Genomic DNA, 18,833 nt, shown 5'->3' with positions numbered 1-18,833 from the left:
TATTGTTATTGATATCGTTTGATAAATTGCTTGCTATTAATGCACACTAATAATTCAGGATTATGAGTCTGTTAAACAAATACAGACTTCCTTACCTTTTCGTTGTTTAGATATGATCTTTTCTTTTTCAAGGTGACTCTTTGCGCGATCTAACCGCACTTTAAGGGCTGCATCCACAGGTATACAAAGTTCCTCCGCCATTGCATGCCCAAGTTCGTTTAAAGTCATCCATGTATCTTGGTATTGCTTGAGATGACCTCTAATCCATTCAGCATCAACTTTATATTGAAGCTTTTTAACCTCATGGTTATTTTGAGCGGCTTCATCAAGATGGTGAAATTCAACCTGTGTTATACACAATGTGTTTAAACTTTCACCTTCTTCATCTGAAGCGTCTATTTCGATACAATCCAAGTGTAAATCCCACTGTAAATTCGTCGAGCCTTCTTTCATTTTTTCAAGAGCGAGCTTTGTAGACATTTTATCCCGATGGCGTTTCATCGAAAATAAAAAGTCTACATTGCTGATAATTGTTGAACTTCCACGGAATTCATTTGAATCTTTTTTGGTATGGTGAACATTAAGTACAGTCGCGCCAAATGGCTCACCTATAGATTTGCATGATTGCAAATATCTAGATACCGCTCCTGCTTCATTCTCAAGTATGCCGTTGCTGCATTGAGAAAATGTGTCAAAAATTATAAGTACCACCGGAGTTGCTTGTCTCTTACTTTCAGTCTCAATTTCGTTTATTAAACAATTACGCTGATTAGTGTCGCTGGGGAAAACAGAGTGGGGAATCACGATGAGCTTTTCTCCAACTGTACAGCCGTTCTGTAATTCCCAAGCTCTGATCCGCTTAGATATTCCATTACTACCTTCCGCTGCGATTATGAAGACAAGACCATGTTTGGTAGGCAAACCAGAAAACAGCCGATTGGTAGCTATACAGCATGCGATATAAATCAAAACAAAAGTCTTATAACTTTGACTTTGACCGAACAATACTCCGTTTGATGAGGCTGGAATAAGATGCTTTACCAGCCACGGAACTACTTTATCAAAGCCTTGTGAACCGTAAGCTTTTGTAATTGAAAAGCCATTTTTAGATTTTTTGCTTTCAGGTAGTTTTACCTTTCCATTTGCTGTATTTCCATTCGAGGCAGGTTTTCGGTTAGAACCTGCTACCTGCACTTTGGGAACCGCTATAATTTCACTATCGGTAAAAAATGAATTTACTGTACGCGGAACTTGCTGAGTGTTAACTCCTATAGACCTCTTGCTGACAGACCTAATTTGACGGAAGCAACTTTCCGTATTTTCCGTTGCTAAAGTTGGGCGCACTTTAGTTCGCGAAAAGGGGAATAAGAGTGCATAGATTGATTGAAAAAATAAAGTAATACATTTCATTAATTTGGCCTTCCTGTGGCTATTGAGAATCTATCCATTAGATCCGTTTCATTCGAATACTATCGTATCTGACTAGAAACTCCGCTTTCGTTAGGTTTTGGTTGAATATTGACCGTTTTTAGTGGCGGAGTTGCTGGGTTACAGTAAAAAAGTAAGGTGCTTTCATCTTAAATAATCCAGAATGATAAAAATAATGATTCACAGTGAACAGAGCGGGAAGCTATATAAATTAGGCGTGTAGGGAACTAAACTATAATAATACAGCTTTACCTAATGGGCTTTTTTCAAGCTTATTATCAGAATGAACAGAGGGAACTTTTTTCAATGTTAACGTTGAGTGTTTTTTATACAAAAAACAGCAAAGGTGCCTGTTAAGCCAAGTAAAAATTCAATATTCAGTGTTCGTTTTGATGAGCTGAAAATCAATTAGGGGAACGTAACTGTCAATAATGATTAATATGCACATATTTACATTAAGTGAGCTTAAAGCCGCGCAAAGTGCCATGTATTTAATTCGTAAATATGCGGTAGATAAAGAAAGTGGTGAAGCACTGCTGGCTTGGTTAAAGCCTTTTGAAGATTATATTTACCGAAAGCAGGGGAGTTGGCAGGCCCTTGCAGATCATGAGAAATTGAATAGGTCTATGATCCCTAAATCGGGAACCCCATACGGACAAGAACTTATTGATAAAATGGTCCTGTTAATAAAAGAGGAGTTACATCACTTTTATCAGGTGCTTGAGATCATGGAGTCTTACGGTATTGCCTATGAATCTGTGGGCTCAAGTCGTTATGCTAGAGGCATGTTGCGCCATGTGCGTACCTACGAGCCGCAAGCCCTCATCGATAAACTTATTTGTGGTGCTTATATTGAAGCGCGCTCTTGTGAACGCTTTGCAATGTTGGCCCCCCATGTTGACGAACAATTAGGCAATTTTTATTTATCATTGTTACGGTCCGAAGCAAGGCATTATCAAGATTACCTTGTACTTGCACAAAGTATTGCCGATTTTGATATCAGTGAGCGTGTTGCATTTTTTGGCGGTATTGAAGCAGAGCTTATTTTATCGTCTGATGACGACTTTAAATTTCATAGTGGCGTACCGACGTTAGATTAACTTAAAAAAGCAAATTTCATACGCTGTTGGGAGCGACTGAGAAAAGCGCCTCGCCGATTGCAAGGCGCTTTTTGTTAGCGTGTTTAAGTTGGGTTATAAATCATTCATCAGTTCCTCTACGGCGCGTTTAAGCTGGGGGTCGACACCTTTCGCTTTATAAGCCGGAGGGTTAAACACTTCAATATCGGGCTGAGCGGGGCTCCCTTCCATATTGTCGCCACTGTCTTTGACCCACCAACCACGAAACGGCATACGTACAGTAGAACCGTCAACCAGAAGGTAGGCTCCCGTGCTAATAACAGCACCAAAAGTAGGTCGCCCAACAACCTTACCTAACCCAAGGGCTTGATAAGCATGAGAAAAAATCTCAGCATTTGAATAACTGTTTTGATTTGTCATAGCAATGGTGGGCTTATTCCATACTGACACCGGAAGGCGCTCAGAGAAAGGATAGTCATTTTTGAAGGCAGTTCTGTCACCGTTAATATCGTCGATGGCTCCTCGGGGAATGGTATAAGCATATTGCTTCACATTGAGGACTTCCATCAGGTAGTCTGTTGTCCAACCACCGCCGTTGTAACGCACATCAATGACAAGCCCTTCCTTGCCATAGCCCGCAGCCATTAGATCCCGTTCAAAACGTTCAAAGCTGGTCCAGTTCATGCCTCGGATATGTAAATACCCTAGTCGGCCATTGGAGTAGGCCTCGGTGAGACGGCGTCGCTCATTTACCCACGCATTGTAATTTTCATCACTGAGTGACGCTGTAGGCCAAATGGTGATTTCTTGCTGTTGGTTGTTGCGTTCGATTGTTAACAACACTGGCGTATTGGCGGTGTCTTGCAATAAGTCATATAAATTATGGCCGGCTACCGGTTGCTGATTTACCTCGGTGATCACATCTTTTGGTTGTAGACGACTTTCAATACGATCCGCTGGGCTGTCGGCCACCACAGATATAATGGCAAAGCCGTTTTGCACCGGTTGGCCTGCGATACCCAGCAAGCCGGTTTTTTGCTTCTGGGTTACCTTTTGGTTGTCGCCGCGATACATGCCCATATGGCTAGCATTTATCTGCCCTAACATGCGATTAAATACTCGCTTAAAGTCTTCTTTGGTTGATGCTTCTAATGCTAGTGGGCGATATTTTTCTCGTAATGCTTGCCAGTCTTGGCCATGAAAGGCTGGGTCATAAAAGCCGTTGTTTAGCGCCCGCCATCCCTCGTCAAATAACTGGGTTAACTCATCTTGATAGTTGATTTTTAGCGTTGATTTAACGCTAAGGGCTTCGACCTTATCATCTTTAGCACTAATACGATTTAACTTACCGCCTTTGGTTAAAGCAAAAAGGTATTTACCGTTTTCGGACAAGGCGATATCGGCCACATTGTTATTGCCGCCAATAACCACCGTTTTGTCTTCGCCATCCCATGTAATTTTATAAAGGTTTTTATCGGCTTTAAAATTCTGTCGGCCGGCACCACCAATAGTGAAATAAAGATGCTCGCCATCGGGCGCAAAGACCAATTGGTTTTCATTGGAATGCAATGCCGTGACCTGCTGCAAACGCTGATAAAGGCCATCAAAATCGATGGTCACAGTGACAGGCTCTGTACCTTCGTTGTCTTTTTCTGCGGCCAAAGTGCTAACGGGCTTACTGTCATCTTGCATCAATGCTTGCCGACGCCATTCTTCTTTTGAACGTTGCCAGTCAGCCTTTTTCAACCAAACAAACCAGATATCGTCATCGCCGTTATTGCGCGCCGAGACAAAACCGAGTTTGCTGCCATCTGGGCTCCACACTGGGTTGGTGTCATATTTCGGGTGCATACTTACATTAACGGGAGCATGGGTATTGTCAGCAGCTTGAATATACACTTCTTGGTTAAAACTTAAATCCGCCAGACTGTACGCTAGCCAGTGGCTATCTGGCGACCAAGCAACACCTTTGGGGGTGTCCCAGCCATCAAGTAAGGTGGTCAGTGCGGTTAATTCACCCTCAGAGGTGAGCCGTCCTGTAATTAATTTTCCTCGCCCTTGTAAATAGGCTACCTGTTCTTTATCGGGAGCAACCACTGGGGCTAATTCGTCAGCTTCGGTAGAGGTGAGTCGATGGGTAGTGTGTTTTAGCGAGGTAAAGATATTGTCGTTGTTTTCATCTGACGACGTTAAGGTAAACAAATCATATTGACCATAGCGGTCGGAAGAAAACAATAAGGTATTGTCGTTAACCCAGGTGACATTTCGCTCTCTCGCTGCGCCATCGGTAAGGCGCACGCTGCGACTATCTTTTTTGTCATTACGGGTAACAAACACATCGCCACGAATGATGTATGCGGTGAGTTTGCCATTCGGCGATAGGGCGTATTGTTCAATGTTATCAGTTTTGTTCTTTGTGACTACAGGATCAAAACGAAAGTCTGTTTTCAAATCGACGGGTAACGCCATCTCCTTGTTCGTATTGGTCGATTGGCGATAAATCTCATCACCTGACTGATACACCAGAGTCTCGCCATTTGCGGTAGTACTGTAATGCCACACGCCAAAGTGTTGATCATCGGTGAGTTGCTCAATACCACCACCTAAGGTCTTTTTGTATACGTTGTATTTTCCTGAACGAGAGGAAATAAAATAGAAGTGCGAGTTGTCTATCCATTTGGGCATAAAATCATTGCCATCAAACTGGGTAATACGGGTATAACTTTCACTTTGTATGTCGTACAACCATACATCCCGATTGGCAGGACCGCGATAAGCTTCGCGGTCGATACGGTTAGATCCGCGTACAAATAAGACCTTATTGCCATCAGGGGAGACCTGGGCGTCATAACCCAGTGCGTCCATAAAACGTTGCTCGGTGGTGTCACCGCTAGCGGGTACCGAATATATTTCCCATTCCCGTTCCACCTGAGCATAAACACGTCGGGTGTTAAATAACACGGTGTTATTGCGGGTAAACTGCATGACTTTATCTTGGCCGGAATGGAAGGTGAGCCGCGTAGGTATGCCGCCATCACGAGCAATGGTAAACACGTCGTTATTGCCAAAGCGGTCGCTATTGAATGCCAACATACTGCTATCATCCGACCAAACGGGGTTGCCATCGTAGCCTTCGTGGATCGTCAAGCGTTTAGCATTGCCTCCATGGCTGTCCATTGTCCAAATATCCCCTTGATAACTAAAGGCAATGGTGCTGCCGTCGGGGCTTATTTCGGGTTGAAAAATTAACGGTTGGGCAAAAGCTTGGCTGGTAAACAAGCCAAGTGCGAACGCAAAAACTCGCTTCATTATTTATCTTCCAGTATGAGTTAGTGAGTGGTTCCCTTTTATATTGGGGCGTACCGATAACCATCGGTCGTCATTGAATCATTATAAGTTTCTGGGGATCTTAATATCTAATTTAATGGGCATCTTTTCAATTTAATTACATGGTGGGCTGGTAAAGAGGAACAAAGCCTAAGGGGTTAGTTTACAGGTCTAATGCGTTGCAAATAAAAGGCGGCGGGCAACAACAGTGCCCGCCGAGTGCGGCTATGTATTTTCTGTAAGCTTTATTGGGTCGAGTAGCTTACTGAGTTCGTCTCTAGAGAGATCGGTCATTTCTTCTGCTACATCAATCACTGGGCGTTTTTCTTTGTATGCACGTTTGGCAATGTCAGCGGCGTTGTTGTAGCCAATAATGGGGTTTAATGCAGTCACCAGTATGGGGTTTTTGTGCAACGCAGCGGCAAGGTTATCATCTAGCACTTCAAAGCCCGAAATGGCTTTGTCTGCAAGAAGCTTCGCACTATTACTGATAAGCGTAATACTGCTTAATAGGTTATGGGCAATCATGGGTAGCATGACGTTAAGTTCAAAGTTTCCCGATTGTCCACCTACGGTAATGGCCGTATCGTTGCCCATAACTTGTGCAGATGCCATGGTAACCGCTTCGGGGACCACAGGATTTACTTTTCCCGGCATAATAGATGAGCCAGGTTGTAAAGCGGGTAGGGCAATTTCTCCTAGACCGGCTAATGGCCCTGAATTCATCCAGCGTAAATCATTGGCTATTTTCATTAACGTCACGGCGCTGGATTTTAGCATTCCCGACAGTGACACGGCGGTATCCTGAGAAGCGATTAGCGCAAAGAAGTTATCTGCCGGCTGAAACGGAATGTCAGTGAGACCGGTCAAGGCCTGGTTAAACGCGTAAGGAAAATCCGGGTGGGCGTTAATACCTGTTCCAACGGCAGTACCGCCTTGGGCTAAGGTTTGAATAGCCGGTTGAATATGGGTGATATTTTGGATCTGTTGTCCAATCTGTGCTTGCCATCCTGAAAGGCTTTGATCCATGCGGATGGGCATGGCGTCCATGAGGTGAGTGCGGCCGGTTTTACAATGTTGCTTTACCGCTTCAGCTTTTTTGCCAATACAGGAATATAAATGGCCCAACGCGGGCAACAGTTGCTGTTTGACTGCAATAGCCGCACTGACATGAATAGTGGTGGGAATAATGTCGTTACTGCTTTGTCCATAATTCACATGATCGTTGGGGTGAATTGTCAGGTTGGCATCGACACTGGCTGTCCGCGCGATCACTTCATTTGCATTCATGTTGGTGCTGGTGCCGGACCCTGTTTGGAAAACATCCACAGGAAAATGACGCATTAGATCCTTGTCGTTAAGTAGTTTGTCGCAAGCGATGCTTATGGCTTCACCCATAGCCCCGTCTAGCACCTCTAGTTTCACATTGGCTTGTGCAGCCGCTTTTTTCACCGTGATGAGGGCTCTAATGAAGGCTTCAGGCATTTTCTGGCCACTCATTGGAAAGTTGTCCACTGCTCGCTGAGTTTGTGCGCCATAAAGGGCATCAGCAGGCACTTCTAAGGTGCCCATACTGTCTTTCTCGGTTCTGGTGGTTGTCATTACAGTGTCCTTGGTTAAAGAATAATGAAACTTAACGTGTTAATAGATACTAAAACATACGTATTAGGCGATCATCTTCTGTGACCATTGCACGGCCTTGTGCGATTAACCGCAATGAATACGCAACCAGATAATGATAATGATTTTCATTATCAAATGAAAGGGCAACGAAATAATTATTAACATTTATTGTGTTCAAAAGGAGGGACAAAAAAAGCGATGTTTTGGTTATTTTGTTGGCTTAAGAATAGTAAAGCAAACCCACCAGAATTACCCCGTTGGTACAAGAGCTTCTTCTGATGGGATCATATTAACCTTCTGCTGAGGGAGTATCGAGACGAGACCTTGCCGGGTTTGATAAGAAGCTACCAGTCAAAAGGGCAATCTTGGCAGTCTTGCATATACGTCCCTTGAAAGGTGGCAAAATGAATACGCGCGCCAGTTAGTGTGGCATTGGCCAAATTAGCGGCGTCTAATTTTGCTTCTTGAATATTCGCATTGGTTAAATCGGCATTTTTTAATTGTACTTTGCCCATCCACACCCGTTCTAACCGGGCGGCACGTAAATTGACATTGTTGAGTTTGGCCCCTGATAGTCTGCCTTGGTCAAAGTTTATCCCTGTCATGGTGGAACCATTAAAGTTGACACCTTGGGCAAATAAAGCCCAGCCCGTGGCGCCTTCAAGATTCGCATTGCGCACGGTTGAAGAACGAAGATCGCTATGGTTTAGGTTGACCATTGGCATGTTTGCGGTGTCGAGATTGCACCGTTTAAATGTTACGTAACTGAGATCAGTATGGGCAAGATTGGTGTTTTGAAACGTAACGTTAGTAAAGGTTGAGCCTGACAAATCAAGGTTTGATAAATCAAGATTCGATAAGTCGATATTTTCGCACTGCGTATTGGGCTTGAGTTTGCAGCCCGCCACCACTAAATAATCATCTTCAAACGGTGGAAGATCGGCCATCGCGCATGAGGTTAAGAATAAAAGTGAATAAAACCATTTCATTGAAAACTCCAAGCGGGGCAAAGCCCCGCTACGTAGAATGAAAAATCAGAGGGTTATTTTTCGAACTTAGGTAATTTGAATACCCAGAATGAACCGCCCTGGGCGACGGGCTTGGTTAGTTCAGCCATGTCGCCTCCCCACAGTGGTACGGCGCCACCGTACCCAGATGCTAGACCGATATATTGCTCGCCATCTAACTCCCAAGTGATAGGGCATGAAACGATGCCAGAGCCTGTTTGGAATTTCCAAAGTTCCTCACCGGTTTTCTCGTCAAAGGCTTTCACATAACCATCGCCAGTACCGGTAAAGATCAGCCCACCTTTAGTTGCTAGAACGCCAGCCCATAAAGGAAGTTTTTCTTTGTGAGACCATTTAATTTCACCGGATACAGGGTCTACCGCTCGTAACACACCCACGTGATCATCGTATTGGGTTTTAATTCTAAAGCCTTGTCCTAAATAGGCACTTCCTTTGGTGTACACAACTTCTTCTGTCCAGTAGTCTTCTTTCCAATGGTTAGCGCCAAGATAGAACCATCCCGTGTTCTGGCTATAAGCCATAGGGTTCCAGTTCTTACCGCCTAAGAACGGTGGTGAAACTTCAACTGCTTTACCTTTTTCTTCACCCGGTTCAGGCAAAGGGGGGCGTTTTCCTTCAACTTCTACAGGGCGGCCTGTATCTGGATCGATATGAGTGGCCCAATTAATGTTGTCTACGAAGGGGAAGGCTTTGATAAAATCACCGTTTTCCCGGTCGACCACATAGAAGAAGCCGTTGCGATCAGCGTGCCCAGTGGCCTTGATAGTTTCGCCGTTTTCTTCATATTCAAATAAGACCAGTTCGTTGTTGCCCGAGAAGTCCCATGCGTCATTGGGGGTGTGTTGATAGAACCATTTCACTTCACCGGTGGTAGGGTCTACACCCACTTGTCCTGAGGTGTAAAGGTTGTCCCAGTTACGGGGATCGTCGCCTTTTGCGGTTCGCTTCCAGGTATTCCATGGCGCAGGGTTACCCGCACCAATAATGATGGTGTTGGTTTCCACATCAAAGCTGGCACTTTGCCAAGGTGCGCCACCACCGTGATGCCATGCTTCTACTAGCTCTCCGTTCTCATCACGGGGCCAAGAAGGGGCGTTTTCGTCACCTGTAGGTGTACTTTCTTTACCGTTAAGTCTGCCCATATGACCTTCAACAAAGGGCCGCATCCAAATTTCTTCACCGGTTAATGGGTCGCGGGCAAACAGTTTACCTACGACACCGAATTCATCGCCTGATGAGCCATGAATCAGCAACACTTTGCCTGATTTTTGGTCTTTTACTAAGGTGGGCGCTCCCGTCATCGTATAACCGGCGCGGTAATCTTCAAAACGTTTCTTCCATACCACTTTGCCGGTGTGGCGGTCGAGAGCAACAATACCGGCATCCAGTGTACCGAAGTAAACCATATCACCAAATATGGCAGCGCCACGGTTAACCACATCACAGCAAGGGCGAATACCCTCAGGTAATCGATGAGAGTACGACCAAAGCTTTTTACCGGTTCGCGCGTCGTAAGCAAAAATGCGGGAGTAGCTGCCAGTGACATAGATAACACCGTCATAAACCAATGCTTGAGATTCTTGCCCACGTTGTTTCTCATCGCCGAAGCTCATTACCCAGGCCGGAGAAAGTGTGTGTACATTTTCTTTATTGATTTGTTGTAGTGGACTGAAGCGCTGGGCTTCAGGTCCCATGCCGTACATAAGTACGTCTTCTGGGGTATTTGCATCGTTTTCAATATCGTCCCAAGTAACACCTTTGGCTGAGACAAATGAAGCTGACAACATGCTGGAAACGAGCAGCGATAATGCCAGCCCTTTTTGTGAGGTATTTCTAATGAGTGTAGACATACTGTACCTTTTCTATTTGTTTACGAAGTGTTAACAGTATGGGTGGGTTAGCAGAGAGGGAGAATAGACTTTTGCCCGACATGAGGGGGGAATTATTCCCAATAATTAAGAGCAAGAGTCCTGGCTAGTTGCTATGTGGTTTTTGGCAAAAAAAAAGCTAACCCTATGGGTTAGCTATAAAAATTGTGAGCTGTTGAACCTCACTCCAATCGAAGGCTGGTCGAACAAGCAACCCGTCGATTTAATGATAGTCTGACAAACTCATGCATTTTTGAATACGGAAAAGTTCCCGGTTTTCCTTAGGACAATTCCCGATTAAGACGCTATTTTCACGTAGCCATTGTCGATGGCCAAATGTACAAGCTCTGTGCTGGTTTTAACCTGCAATTTACTCTTCAATTGGGTAATCGCATTAGACACTGTCTTATCAGAAATATTCAGGTCTTGGGCAATTCGAGAGCGTTTCTGACCTTTTGCTACGCCCATGAATACATCAAATTCTCGCCGTGTTAGCTGATCAAAAATGTCCTTTTTCTCGTTGTACGCATAAGACGCTAAGTTAATGGCGAGTTCATGTTCGATATAGGTTTTTCCTGCCATAACCGCTTTTACTGCTTCAAGCATGATTTCTGGTCGGCAACGTTTACTGATGTAGCCGCAGGCCCCGGTATGCATGGCGCGATTCACGATAGAAGCTTCTTCAAACATACTAAAAAATATAATTTTTAATCGTGGCCAATGATTAAGTAGCCGTGGTGCCACATTCAAACCGCTGGCTTGTTCTAGATTAATATCCAAGATCACCACATCTACGGCGTGCTGATTGAGACAGGTCATTGCTTGACGGGCATTTTCTGCTTCGTGAATTGTGGCATCGGGTAACATCATCGATAACAGGGCACTGTAACCTTGCCTAACTACAGCATGATCATCCACAAGTAATATGTGCATTTTTGTCGATCTCCTTTTGCTCAGTTAGTGGCACGTGAATACTAAGAGCCGTGCCATCAGTACTATTGACGTTGAATGTGGCTCGAATAAGGCTAGCGCGTTCGCGCATGGATTCCATACCAAGGCCATCATGATGAGTATCATTGAGAGTTTGTAAGCCAACACCGTTATCATGTATAGACAAAATAAGTTGGGTATCTTTTGCCTCCAGGCTTACCGTTACTTTCGTGGCATGAGCATGTTTAACAATATTGCTTAAGGCTTCTTGGGTGATCCGGTATAAATGCATATCACGTTCGGGTGACATACTAAGTATGGTATTAGGAAAATGACAAGATAGGGCAATGCCGTGGATCTCTGCCCAACGCTTGAGCATCTCTTGGAGTGCGACAACAAGTCCAACTCGGTGTAAGGCTACGGGGTATAATTGATGAGTGATCTGGCGAATACCAGACTGCACTTCTTCACATTGCTGCTCTAATAAATTCGCGGTGCGCTGGACAAAAGCAGGGCTGCCAGCTTGTTGTTTGAGTAAATAGCTTTGCACACGAATACCGGTAATTAACTGGCCTAAATTGTCATGTAGTTCACGGGCTAACCCTTGGCGTTCACGTTCTTGCAATGTGGCTAACCGAGCGCGAAGGTGTTGGACTTTCTGTTTGCGTCGATATAACGAGTCGGCCATGGTTTGATAATGTGATACGAGTGAGCGTATTTCTTCGATATCCCCAGGATCTACATCCACGGCATATCGCCCTTCACCAATTTGATCTAACGCCAAGCTAAGTGAACTTAGGGGTTTGAGTTTTTCTCGCACACTAATGTTTAGCAAAACAAGGGTAAGAATGTACGAAAATAAAAGTATGCCGAACACCTGATACACCGTGGTGAATATTTCTGCATTTTCTGCTTCTGGGGCGCCGTATATAGTTAACTTATTGGTAGGATCTTTGACGCTAATATATTCTTGGGTTGCGGTGCTATCGCCGTTAAAAGCATGGATATCTTGGGTTACATGCAAGTGTCTACTGTGTTGTAGTACCGATTCAATTTGGTCAAAGGTTAGCTGTTGAGCAATCAGGGCTTCTGCCATGGCTAATGCTGCCTGCGTTTCAGCATCCACGTCCCGTTTGGCTTGCACGAAAAAAACGGCAGCAAGAATAACGCTGACAAAAAGATAGACGCCAGAAATGACGATAGTAATTTTTTTACTGGCTTTCATCGCAGGCTCGTTCGTTTAACCATAAGGTATTCTACGCGCGATACAAGGGATCTTTCCTTGCCACTTTGGCAAGGTATTTATGCTACTTTAGTTGGTGTTTTTCAGTACTATACTGCAGGCCTATTTGACCGTTAACATTAGAGGGAACGGGTTGCGAACCAACAGTTATCCCCTTTTTTAACTAAAATTACCTTATCCCCTTTGACAAAGGTTTCGTTGGGATCGAAGGGCTCTACAAGTAAGTAGTGCAGCTGCCCATGTTTGTCTTTTAATTTGACTTCAGCAGGAACACTCGGGCGAGCAATTCCAATTGTTATCTGTGCTACTACACCAATAAAATCTTCATTAGCAAAGGTGATGGGCGCTTTTTTTGGTAACAGTTGGGCGAGCATTTTTCCTAACCGAGTTGTTAGAAATAAAGCCGCTAACATGGCGATAGGCACACTGACTAAAACAGCAAAAAAGCGGCCCTGGGTGACGAATGCATGAAAAGTATTGAGTAATAAACCACAGAATGAAAAAAGACTCAGAAACAGAATAAACCATATCATGATGGGTAATCTGTTTAGTGCTAACGCATCGACAATTGTCGTAAGTTTGGGAGGGGAGTCAATGTCAATTTCTGGATCAGGTATATCGTCAAAAACGCCCAATATACTTGTGCCAATTATGATGCTGGCCAGCTCGACCAAAAACAACATAACAACAATGCCAATAGCCGCGGTAAATAAAAAATTTGCGTCGTGGAAAAAAAAGGCAGACATTCATCAGATTCCTTGATGAAAGCAACATCTTGTCGCTTATATATCTTACTATAATCTAAAAGAAAAAATCTGCCTGCTATTTGTACAAATTGTAAGGTGATAGGTAATGCTAACTGGAAGTAGTACCGAACTTTCTGTTTTCTAACAATACCTTATCGGCACTAACTGTAAGTACCGAGCCTTGATCATACCAATCCCCTAACACAATGCGGGTGGCGGGCTTGCCATTGACGTCTAAAGAATGAATTTGTGGCCGGTGTGTGTGTCCGTGAATAAGCCGCTGCACCTGGTACTTGGCCATGGTTTTGACCACTTCTTCAGGTGTGACATCCATGATTTCAGGTTTTAGGCCCTGTTGATTGAGCTTGCTTTTACGCCGACCATTTTCGGCTACACGCCTGCGGTACCAAAGTGGCAGGGCAAGCATCAAGCGAGGCCACCACCATCCCCGGCTTTTTTTACGAAATTTCTGGTAAGCCACGTCTCGGGTGCATAACTCGTCACCATGACTTAGTAACGTACGTTCACCATACAAATTGACCACGGTCTGTTCAGGCAGTAGTGTCATGCCCGCTTTAGTCGCCCAACCTTCACGAATAGCAAAATCCCGATTTCCATGAATGAAGTATACTGGGGTAGTGCGGCTTACTGCTTTGAAAGCATCGGCGATGGTGTTATTGAACGGGGTGATATTGTCATCACCTATCCACACTTCAAAGAGATCGCCAAGCACGTAAAGGGCATCAGCCTGAGGTGCTTCGTGGTCAAGAAAGGACAGCAAACACTGAGTGATATCTGGGCGATCTTCGCTTAGGTGTAAATCAGCGATGAAATAAGTAAATGACATGAATTGGCAACATTGATACGGGGCGGCGGTACCGCCCCAAAAGAAGATTATTCAGTAATAACGGCTTGTTCGATGATAACAGGCTCAACAGGCACATCCTGATGATATCCGTTATTACCGGTTTTGACGTTCTTTATTTTTTCTACCACGTCCATACCTTCAACCACTTTACCAAAGGCGCAATAGCCCCAGCCATGCATATTTTCAGCAGTAAAGTTAAGAAAGTCGTTATCTTTTACGTTAATAAAAAATTGAGCGGTGGCTGAATGGGGATCGTTAGTACGGGCCATAGCAATGGTGCCTTGTTCGTTGGCAACACCGTTGTTGGCTTCATTGGCAATAGGATCTTTAGTCGGTTTTTGTTCCATATCAGCAGTCATACCACCACCTTGGATCATAAAACCGTCTATGACACGATGAAAGATCGTATTGTCGTAAAACCCGTCTTTTACGTAGCTAAGAAAGTTTTCTACGGTTACTGGTGCTTTATCAGCAAATAATTCTAGGGTGATATCCCCGAAATTTGTTTTAAATGTGACCATTGGCGCCCCTCGTTTTGTATCTTCGGCGTTTAAAGTGGGCCAATGGTAGCTGATTTCAGTGCCAAGTTAAATTATTCACTGAGAAAAGGCCGACAAAAACTGTGCGCCGGGGGCGGGGAGTGCTACACTTTCGCCCCGAATTTACGCTACTTTGAAGACAGAGGAATAACATGTTACACCTTTACAATACACGCACCCGTGAAAAAGCACCTTTTGTTCCGTTGGAGGAAGGAAAAGTGGGGTTATACGTGTGTGGTATTACGGTGTATGACGTAAGTCACATGGGGCATGCCCGTACCTATTTAAGTTTTGATGTTTTGGTTCGTTATCTCCGGCATCTGGGCTATGACGTTAAGTATGTACGTAATATTACCGACGTGGACGATAAAATTATTGCTCGTGCAGCGGAAAATGGAGAAACAACCACCGCTCTCACCGCACGCACCATCGCCATGATGCACGATGACTTCGCTGCCATAAACTTGCTAGAGCCGGATATCGAACCTCGGGTCACTACCCACATGCCAGAAATTATCGATATTATCGAGAAGTTGGTTGATAAAGGGTTTGCTTATATCGCTGACAGTGGCGATGTGTTGTTTGATGTTAGTAAGTTTCCTCAATACGGTAAGTTAAGCAAACAAAACCTTGAGCAATTGCAAGCGGGGGCGCGGGTAGAAGTCGCCGCGGGCAAAGATGATCCGCTGGATTTCGTGCTTTGGAAAAAAGCAAAACCTCAAGAGCCGGCATGGTCATCGTCTTGGGGAGAAGGTCGCCCGGGATGGCACATTGAGTGTTCGGCCATGAATCATAAACATTTAGGTGCACACTTTGATATTCACGGTGGCGGTTCTGATTTAACCTTTCCCCATCACGAAAACGAAGTGGCTCAATCTTGCTGTGCTTTTGATACACCCTATGTGAATGTGTGGATGCACACAGGGATGGTGCAGGTGGACAACGAGAAAATGTCTAAATCGTTGGGTAACTTTTTTACCTTGCGAGATGTACTAAAACAGCACGATGCTGAATCGTTACGTTTCTTTCTTATGTCAGCTCATTATCGGAGTCAGTTGAGTTACTCTCAAGACAACATCGAACAGGCTAAGTCTGCGCTCGAACGTCTTTATACCGCATTGCGTGGAGTAGAGATAGATGAAAATACTGACCTAGCTTATGGCGGCTACTTAGCAAAATTTGAAGCCGCCATGGATGATGATTTAAATGTGCCTGAGGCAATGTCTGTATTGTTTGAACTAGCACGAGATTTAAACAAGCAAAAGGCGAATGTGGCTGAGTCTGCCAAGTTAGCCGCTGTACTAAAAGGGTTGGGGGCTATATTAGGGATATTACAAACCGCTCCGGAGTCTTGGCTACAAGGTGGTGGTGATAACGATGAAGCGGCAAAAGTGGAAGCGTTGATAAAACAGCGAAACGACGCCCGCGCAGAAAAAGATTGGGCTGCTGCAGACGCGGCGCGCGATGCTTTAACGGCCATGGGTGTGGTACTGGAAGACGGACCGTCAGGGACGAGCTGGCGTAAAGCCTAAGGGTCGTATTACCTTACTGGCAAGAAAAAAAAGGGGCATAATATGCCCCTTTTTTTGTATGACCGTTGGGTTATCTTTACCCTACATTTTTTAGGCGGGTAACATCCACATGTAAGGTCAGTTTTTGTCCAGGCTGAAGGTACTTTTTGGAACTTAAATTATTCCAGCTGGTGATATCGGATACTTTAACGTTAAATTTACCGGCAATACGAGAAAGGCTATCACCGGATCTCACGGTGTAAGTTAACGAGCGCAATACGCCAGTGTCGGCGGTGGCGTCTTTCTTTTTACCTTGCCAGACTACCAAGGTTTTACCTGGCATTAGTGGATCTGATGGTGCCATGCCATTCCACTTGGCTAAATCTCTTGTGCTTACTTTATAAAAGCGAGCGATATCCCACAACGTATCTCCCGATTTAACCTTATAAGCAATTTTCGTGTTACTACGGGTTTTATTTTGCAGCGAGGCTAAACGTTGATCTTGGCTAAGAGAGTAGCTATCTAACTCTTTTAATGCCACAGGAACCATGATTGCATCACCAATTCGAATCATGTTTGAAGAAAGATTATTGACCTTCTTAATGATGCCGGCGGTGGTGTGATATTGGTTGGCAAGCTTTAACAGGCTGTCGCCTCGCTTAACGGTATGGCGTACCCAATTTAAACGATCTTGTTGGTCAATGGAGGCAAGTTGCTGAGAAAAGCTTTTGGCTTTATCCACGGGTAAAAGTAAATGATGAGGGCCGTCAGGATCCGTTGCCCAACGGTTGAAGCCAGGATTGAGGGCATGAAGATCTTCCAAATCCATATCTGCTAAATCGGCAGCAAAAGCCAAATCAATTTGAGAATCGATATCGACTAAACTGACAACTTCCACATTTTCGATGGCCGGCCATTTAAAGTTGTACGTGTCTCGATGCTTTAGAATATCGGCTAATGCCAATAACTTAGGTACGTATGCCCGGGTTTCTGATGGTAAATCCAGCGACCAAAAGTCGGTTTTCTTACCCGCTTTCTTATTGCGTTTAATGGCGCGAAGCACACGACCTTCGCCACTGTTATAAGCCGCGAGGGCGTTTAACCAGTCACCGTCGAACATTTTATTAAGATAACTCAGGTATGCAATGGCCCCTTGGGTAGAGGCTACGATGTCTCTGCGGCCGTCATACCACCAACTTTGGCGCATGCCAAAGCGCTTTCCCGTACCTGGAATAAATTGCCACATGCCGGCGGCGCGTCCGTGAGAGTAGGCGAAGGGGTCAAAGGCGCTTTCAACGATGGGCAACAGAGCGATTTCCAGAGGGATCCCACCTTGTTCAAGCTCATCGGCAATATAGTACAAAAACGGGCGAGCTCGATTAACCACTCGGGCCATGTATTGAGGATGTTTTAAGTACCAATCTCGTTGTAGTGCTACGCGCTCATCGTCAGGGATGGTAAGTGCGAACTGATTGCTTAACCGTGTCCATACATCATTGACCTCGGCATTTTCTGGTTCGTCTACAGAAACGGCGTCTTCCAATGCTTCATCCACATCATCAACAGGATGCACCACTTCGATGACACCTTCCTTTGCGACCTGGCAGTCTTGGGCATCGTCGATTTTTGTTTGTCCCACTTCACAGGTGTCAGGTTCGGGCTTATTGATTTCAGGGGCAGCGTTATTGGCTGCCACTTCTGACTCGGTTAACTGACAACCAGATAACAGCGTTATCATTGACATACCGGCGATAAGGCCCAGTGTCGTCTTCATTCTTGTGCTGCCTCTTAATTACATTATAAAAATGTTATAGCCTAACAATTGTTAGCGTGGAATGCATTAAAACTCATCCTTCCAACGACGAATGGTAGCAAAAATGGCGTCTTCGTCAGTGAGAGTATGCCCTGCGTACTCCTTGGCTGATTCTGCCACTGTTTGCAGATGGCTACGAAGGAAAGGGTTGATGGATTTTTCCACAGCAAGCGAGGACGGCAAAGTGATTTGCTGATGCTTGCGCAGCGTGCTTACTTTGTCTGCATGCTGTTGTAGCGCGTTATTATTGGGCTCGACAGCAAGAGCAAATGTCATGTTGGCTTGTGTATATTCGTGGGCACAGTACACCAGGGTTTGTTCAGGTAACCGTTGTAACGCGTTTAAGGAGTGGCGCATTTGCTCTGGGGAGCCTTCAAATAGACGCCCGCAACCGCCAGAAAATAACGTGTCGCCACAAAATAATACGCCATGTCCATAAAAAGCGAGGTGATCAAGGGTATGCCCAGGTACTTCTATCACATCGAAATGACATTGAAAGGGGGATAGGGTGATGGTATCACCTTGTTTTACGGCCTGAGTGATCCCTTTGATATGACCACCGCTTGGTCCAATCACTGGGATGTCAGGGAATGATGAAACTAACTGGCTAATGCCACCGGTGTGATCATGGTGATGGTGGGTGATAAGGATCCCTGACAGGGTAAGGTTGTGTTGCTTACAAAATGCCAAAACGGGTGTGGCGTCGCCGGGATCAACCACGACCACGGCCTTGTCGTCATGAAGGCACCAAATATAATTGTCGGAAAAGGCCTGAACCGGCGTAATAACTACCTGGTCGGGTAGACTTGACGATGGTGGGTTCATAATAT

At 44.9% G+C, this 18,833-nt stretch carries 13 protein-coding genes and 1 pseudogene; 2 read left to right on the top strand and 12 right to left on the bottom strand.

Annotated features, from left to right (window positions below; all coding sequences use genetic code 11):
- Window positions 1-60: 60 nt before the first annotated feature.
- On the bottom strand, window positions 61-1,410 hold the full coding sequence (locus tag KO501_RS15975) for an AAA family ATPase (RefSeq protein WP_216030697.1): 1,350 nt from the start codon (window positions 1,408-1,410) through the stop codon (window positions 61-63).
- 419 nt (window positions 1,411-1,829) lie between these two features.
- On the opposite strand from KO501_RS15975, the pseudogene miaE reads away from it, so the two are divergent.
- A pseudogene (miaE, locus tag KO501_RS15970) lies at window positions 1,830-2,528 on the top strand (tRNA isopentenyl-2-thiomethyl-A-37 hydroxylase MiaE); the annotation flags it as partial.
- Between the two features lie 93 nt (window positions 2,529-2,621).
- On the opposite strand, the gene KO501_RS15965 reads toward miaE, so the two are convergent.
- The 9 genes from KO501_RS15965 to KO501_RS15925 form a co-directional block, all read right to left on the bottom strand.
- A complete protein-coding gene (locus tag KO501_RS15965) occupies window positions 2,622-5,816 on the bottom strand; it encodes a S41 family peptidase (protein ID WP_216030695.1) in 3,195 nt (1,064 codons plus the stop codon).
- 243 nt (window positions 5,817-6,059) lie between these two features.
- Window positions 6,060-7,436 (bottom strand): class II fumarate hydratase, encoded by a 1,377-nt coding sequence (locus KO501_RS15960; RefSeq protein WP_216030694.1) that lies wholly within the window; start codon window positions 7,434-7,436, stop codon window positions 6,060-6,062.
- Window positions 7,437-7,801: 365 nt separating this feature from the next.
- Entirely contained in the window at window positions 7,802-8,446 is a 645-nt protein-coding gene (locus KO501_RS15955; RefSeq protein ID WP_216030693.1) for a pentapeptide repeat-containing protein, read from the bottom strand.
- A gap of 53 nt (window positions 8,447-8,499) precedes the next feature.
- On the bottom strand, window positions 8,500-10,272 hold the full coding sequence (locus tag KO501_RS15950; RefSeq protein ID WP_252728519.1) for a methanol/ethanol family PQQ-dependent dehydrogenase: 1,773 nt from the start codon (window positions 10,270-10,272) through the stop codon (window positions 8,500-8,502).
- Between the two features lie 378 nt (window positions 10,273-10,650).
- Window positions 10,651-11,286 carry a response regulator transcription factor gene (locus KO501_RS15945; protein ID WP_216030691.1) on the bottom strand — a complete coding sequence of 212 codons (636 nt, stop codon included), beginning with the start codon at window positions 11,284-11,286 and terminating at the stop codon, window positions 10,651-10,653.
- A complete protein-coding gene (locus KO501_RS15940; RefSeq protein WP_216030690.1) occupies window positions 11,264-12,508 on the bottom strand; it encodes a HAMP domain-containing sensor histidine kinase in 1,245 nt (414 codons plus the stop codon). Before KO501_RS15940 ends, KO501_RS15945 begins: the two co-directional genes overlap by 23 nt.
- A gap of 137 nt (window positions 12,509-12,645) precedes the next feature.
- On the bottom strand, window positions 12,646-13,272 hold the full coding sequence (locus KO501_RS15935) for an OB-fold-containig protein (RefSeq protein WP_216030689.1): 627 nt from the start codon (window positions 13,270-13,272) through the stop codon (window positions 12,646-12,648).
- 109 nt (window positions 13,273-13,381) lie between these two features.
- Window positions 13,382-14,119, bottom strand: a complete 738-nt coding sequence (lpxH, locus tag KO501_RS15930) for a UDP-2,3-diacylglucosamine diphosphatase (RefSeq protein WP_216030688.1) — start codon at window positions 14,117-14,119, stop codon at window positions 13,382-13,384.
- A 47-nt stretch (window positions 14,120-14,166) separates the two neighbouring features.
- On the bottom strand, window positions 14,167-14,661 hold the full coding sequence (locus KO501_RS15925; protein ID WP_216030687.1) for a peptidylprolyl isomerase: 495 nt from the start codon (window positions 14,659-14,661) through the stop codon (window positions 14,167-14,169).
- A gap of 170 nt (window positions 14,662-14,831) precedes the next feature.
- Here KO501_RS15925 and cysS point away from each other — a divergent pair, with 170 nt between their 5' ends.
- On the top strand, window positions 14,832-16,211 hold the full coding sequence (cysS, locus tag KO501_RS15920; protein ID WP_216030686.1) for a cysteine--tRNA ligase: 1,380 nt from the start codon (window positions 14,832-14,834) through the stop codon (window positions 16,209-16,211).
- 76 nt (window positions 16,212-16,287) lie between these two features.
- Here cysS and KO501_RS15915 read toward each other — a convergent pair whose 3' ends face one another.
- Window positions 16,288-17,964, bottom strand: coding sequence for a LysM peptidoglycan-binding domain-containing protein (locus tag KO501_RS15915; protein ID WP_216030685.1), 1,677 nt, complete (start codon window positions 17,962-17,964; stop codon window positions 16,288-16,290).
- 66 nt (window positions 17,965-18,030) lie between these two features.
- A complete protein-coding gene (gene gloB, locus KO501_RS15910) occupies window positions 18,031-18,828 on the bottom strand; it encodes a hydroxyacylglutathione hydrolase (protein WP_216030684.1) in 798 nt (265 codons plus the stop codon).
- Between the last annotated feature and the right edge of the window lie 5 nt (window positions 18,829-18,833).

Source organism: Alteromonas sp. C1M14 (assembly GCF_018860965.1).
Lineage (GTDB): Bacteria > Pseudomonadota > Gammaproteobacteria > Enterobacterales > Alteromonadaceae > Alteromonas.
This window is presented reverse-complemented; position numbering and strand designations above follow the sequence as displayed.

Excerpts from the sequence above, each read along its gene's own strand:
- lpxH (WP_216030688.1), bottom strand. The coding sequence starts at position 14,119 with ATGTCATTTACTTATTTCATCGCTGATTTACACCTAAGCGAAGATCGC.
- KO501_RS15935 (WP_216030689.1), bottom strand. The coding sequence starts at position 13,272 with ATGTCTGCCTTTTTTTTCCACGACGCAAATTTTTTATTTACCGCGGCT.
- KO501_RS15915 (WP_216030685.1), bottom strand. The coding sequence starts at position 17,964 with ATGAAGACGACACTGGGCCTTATCGCCGGTATGTCAATGATAACGCTG.
- KO501_RS15940 (WP_216030690.1), bottom strand. The coding sequence starts at position 12,508 with ATGAAAGCCAGTAAAAAAATTACTATCGTCATTTCTGGCGTCTATCTT.
- KO501_RS15950 (WP_252728519.1), bottom strand. The coding sequence starts at position 10,272 with ATGTTGTCAGCTTCATTTGTCTCAGCCAAAGGTGTTACTTGGGACGAT.
- cysS (WP_216030686.1), top strand. The coding sequence starts at position 14,832 with ATGTTACACCTTTACAATACACGCACCCGTGAAAAAGCACCTTTTGTT.
- KO501_RS15965 (WP_216030695.1), bottom strand. The coding sequence starts at position 5,816 with ATGAAGCGAGTTTTTGCGTTCGCACTTGGCTTGTTTACCAGCCAAGCT.
- KO501_RS15955 (WP_216030693.1), bottom strand. The coding sequence starts at position 8,446 with ATGAAATGGTTTTATTCACTTTTATTCTTAACCTCATGCGCGATGGCC.
- KO501_RS15925 (WP_216030687.1), bottom strand. The coding sequence starts at position 14,661 with ATGGTCACATTTAAAACAAATTTCGGGGATATCACCCTAGAATTATTT.
- KO501_RS15945 (WP_216030691.1), bottom strand. The coding sequence starts at position 11,286 with ATGCACATATTACTTGTGGATGATCATGCTGTAGTTAGGCAAGGTTAC.
- KO501_RS15975 (WP_216030697.1), bottom strand. The coding sequence starts at position 1,410 with ATGAAATGTATTACTTTATTTTTTCAATCAATCTATGCACTCTTATTC.
- gloB (WP_216030684.1), bottom strand. The coding sequence starts at position 18,828 with ATGAACCCACCATCGTCAAGTCTACCCGACCAGGTAGTTATTACGCCG.
- KO501_RS15960 (WP_216030694.1), bottom strand. The coding sequence starts at position 7,436 with ATGACAACCACCAGAACCGAGAAAGACAGTATGGGCACCTTAGAAGTG.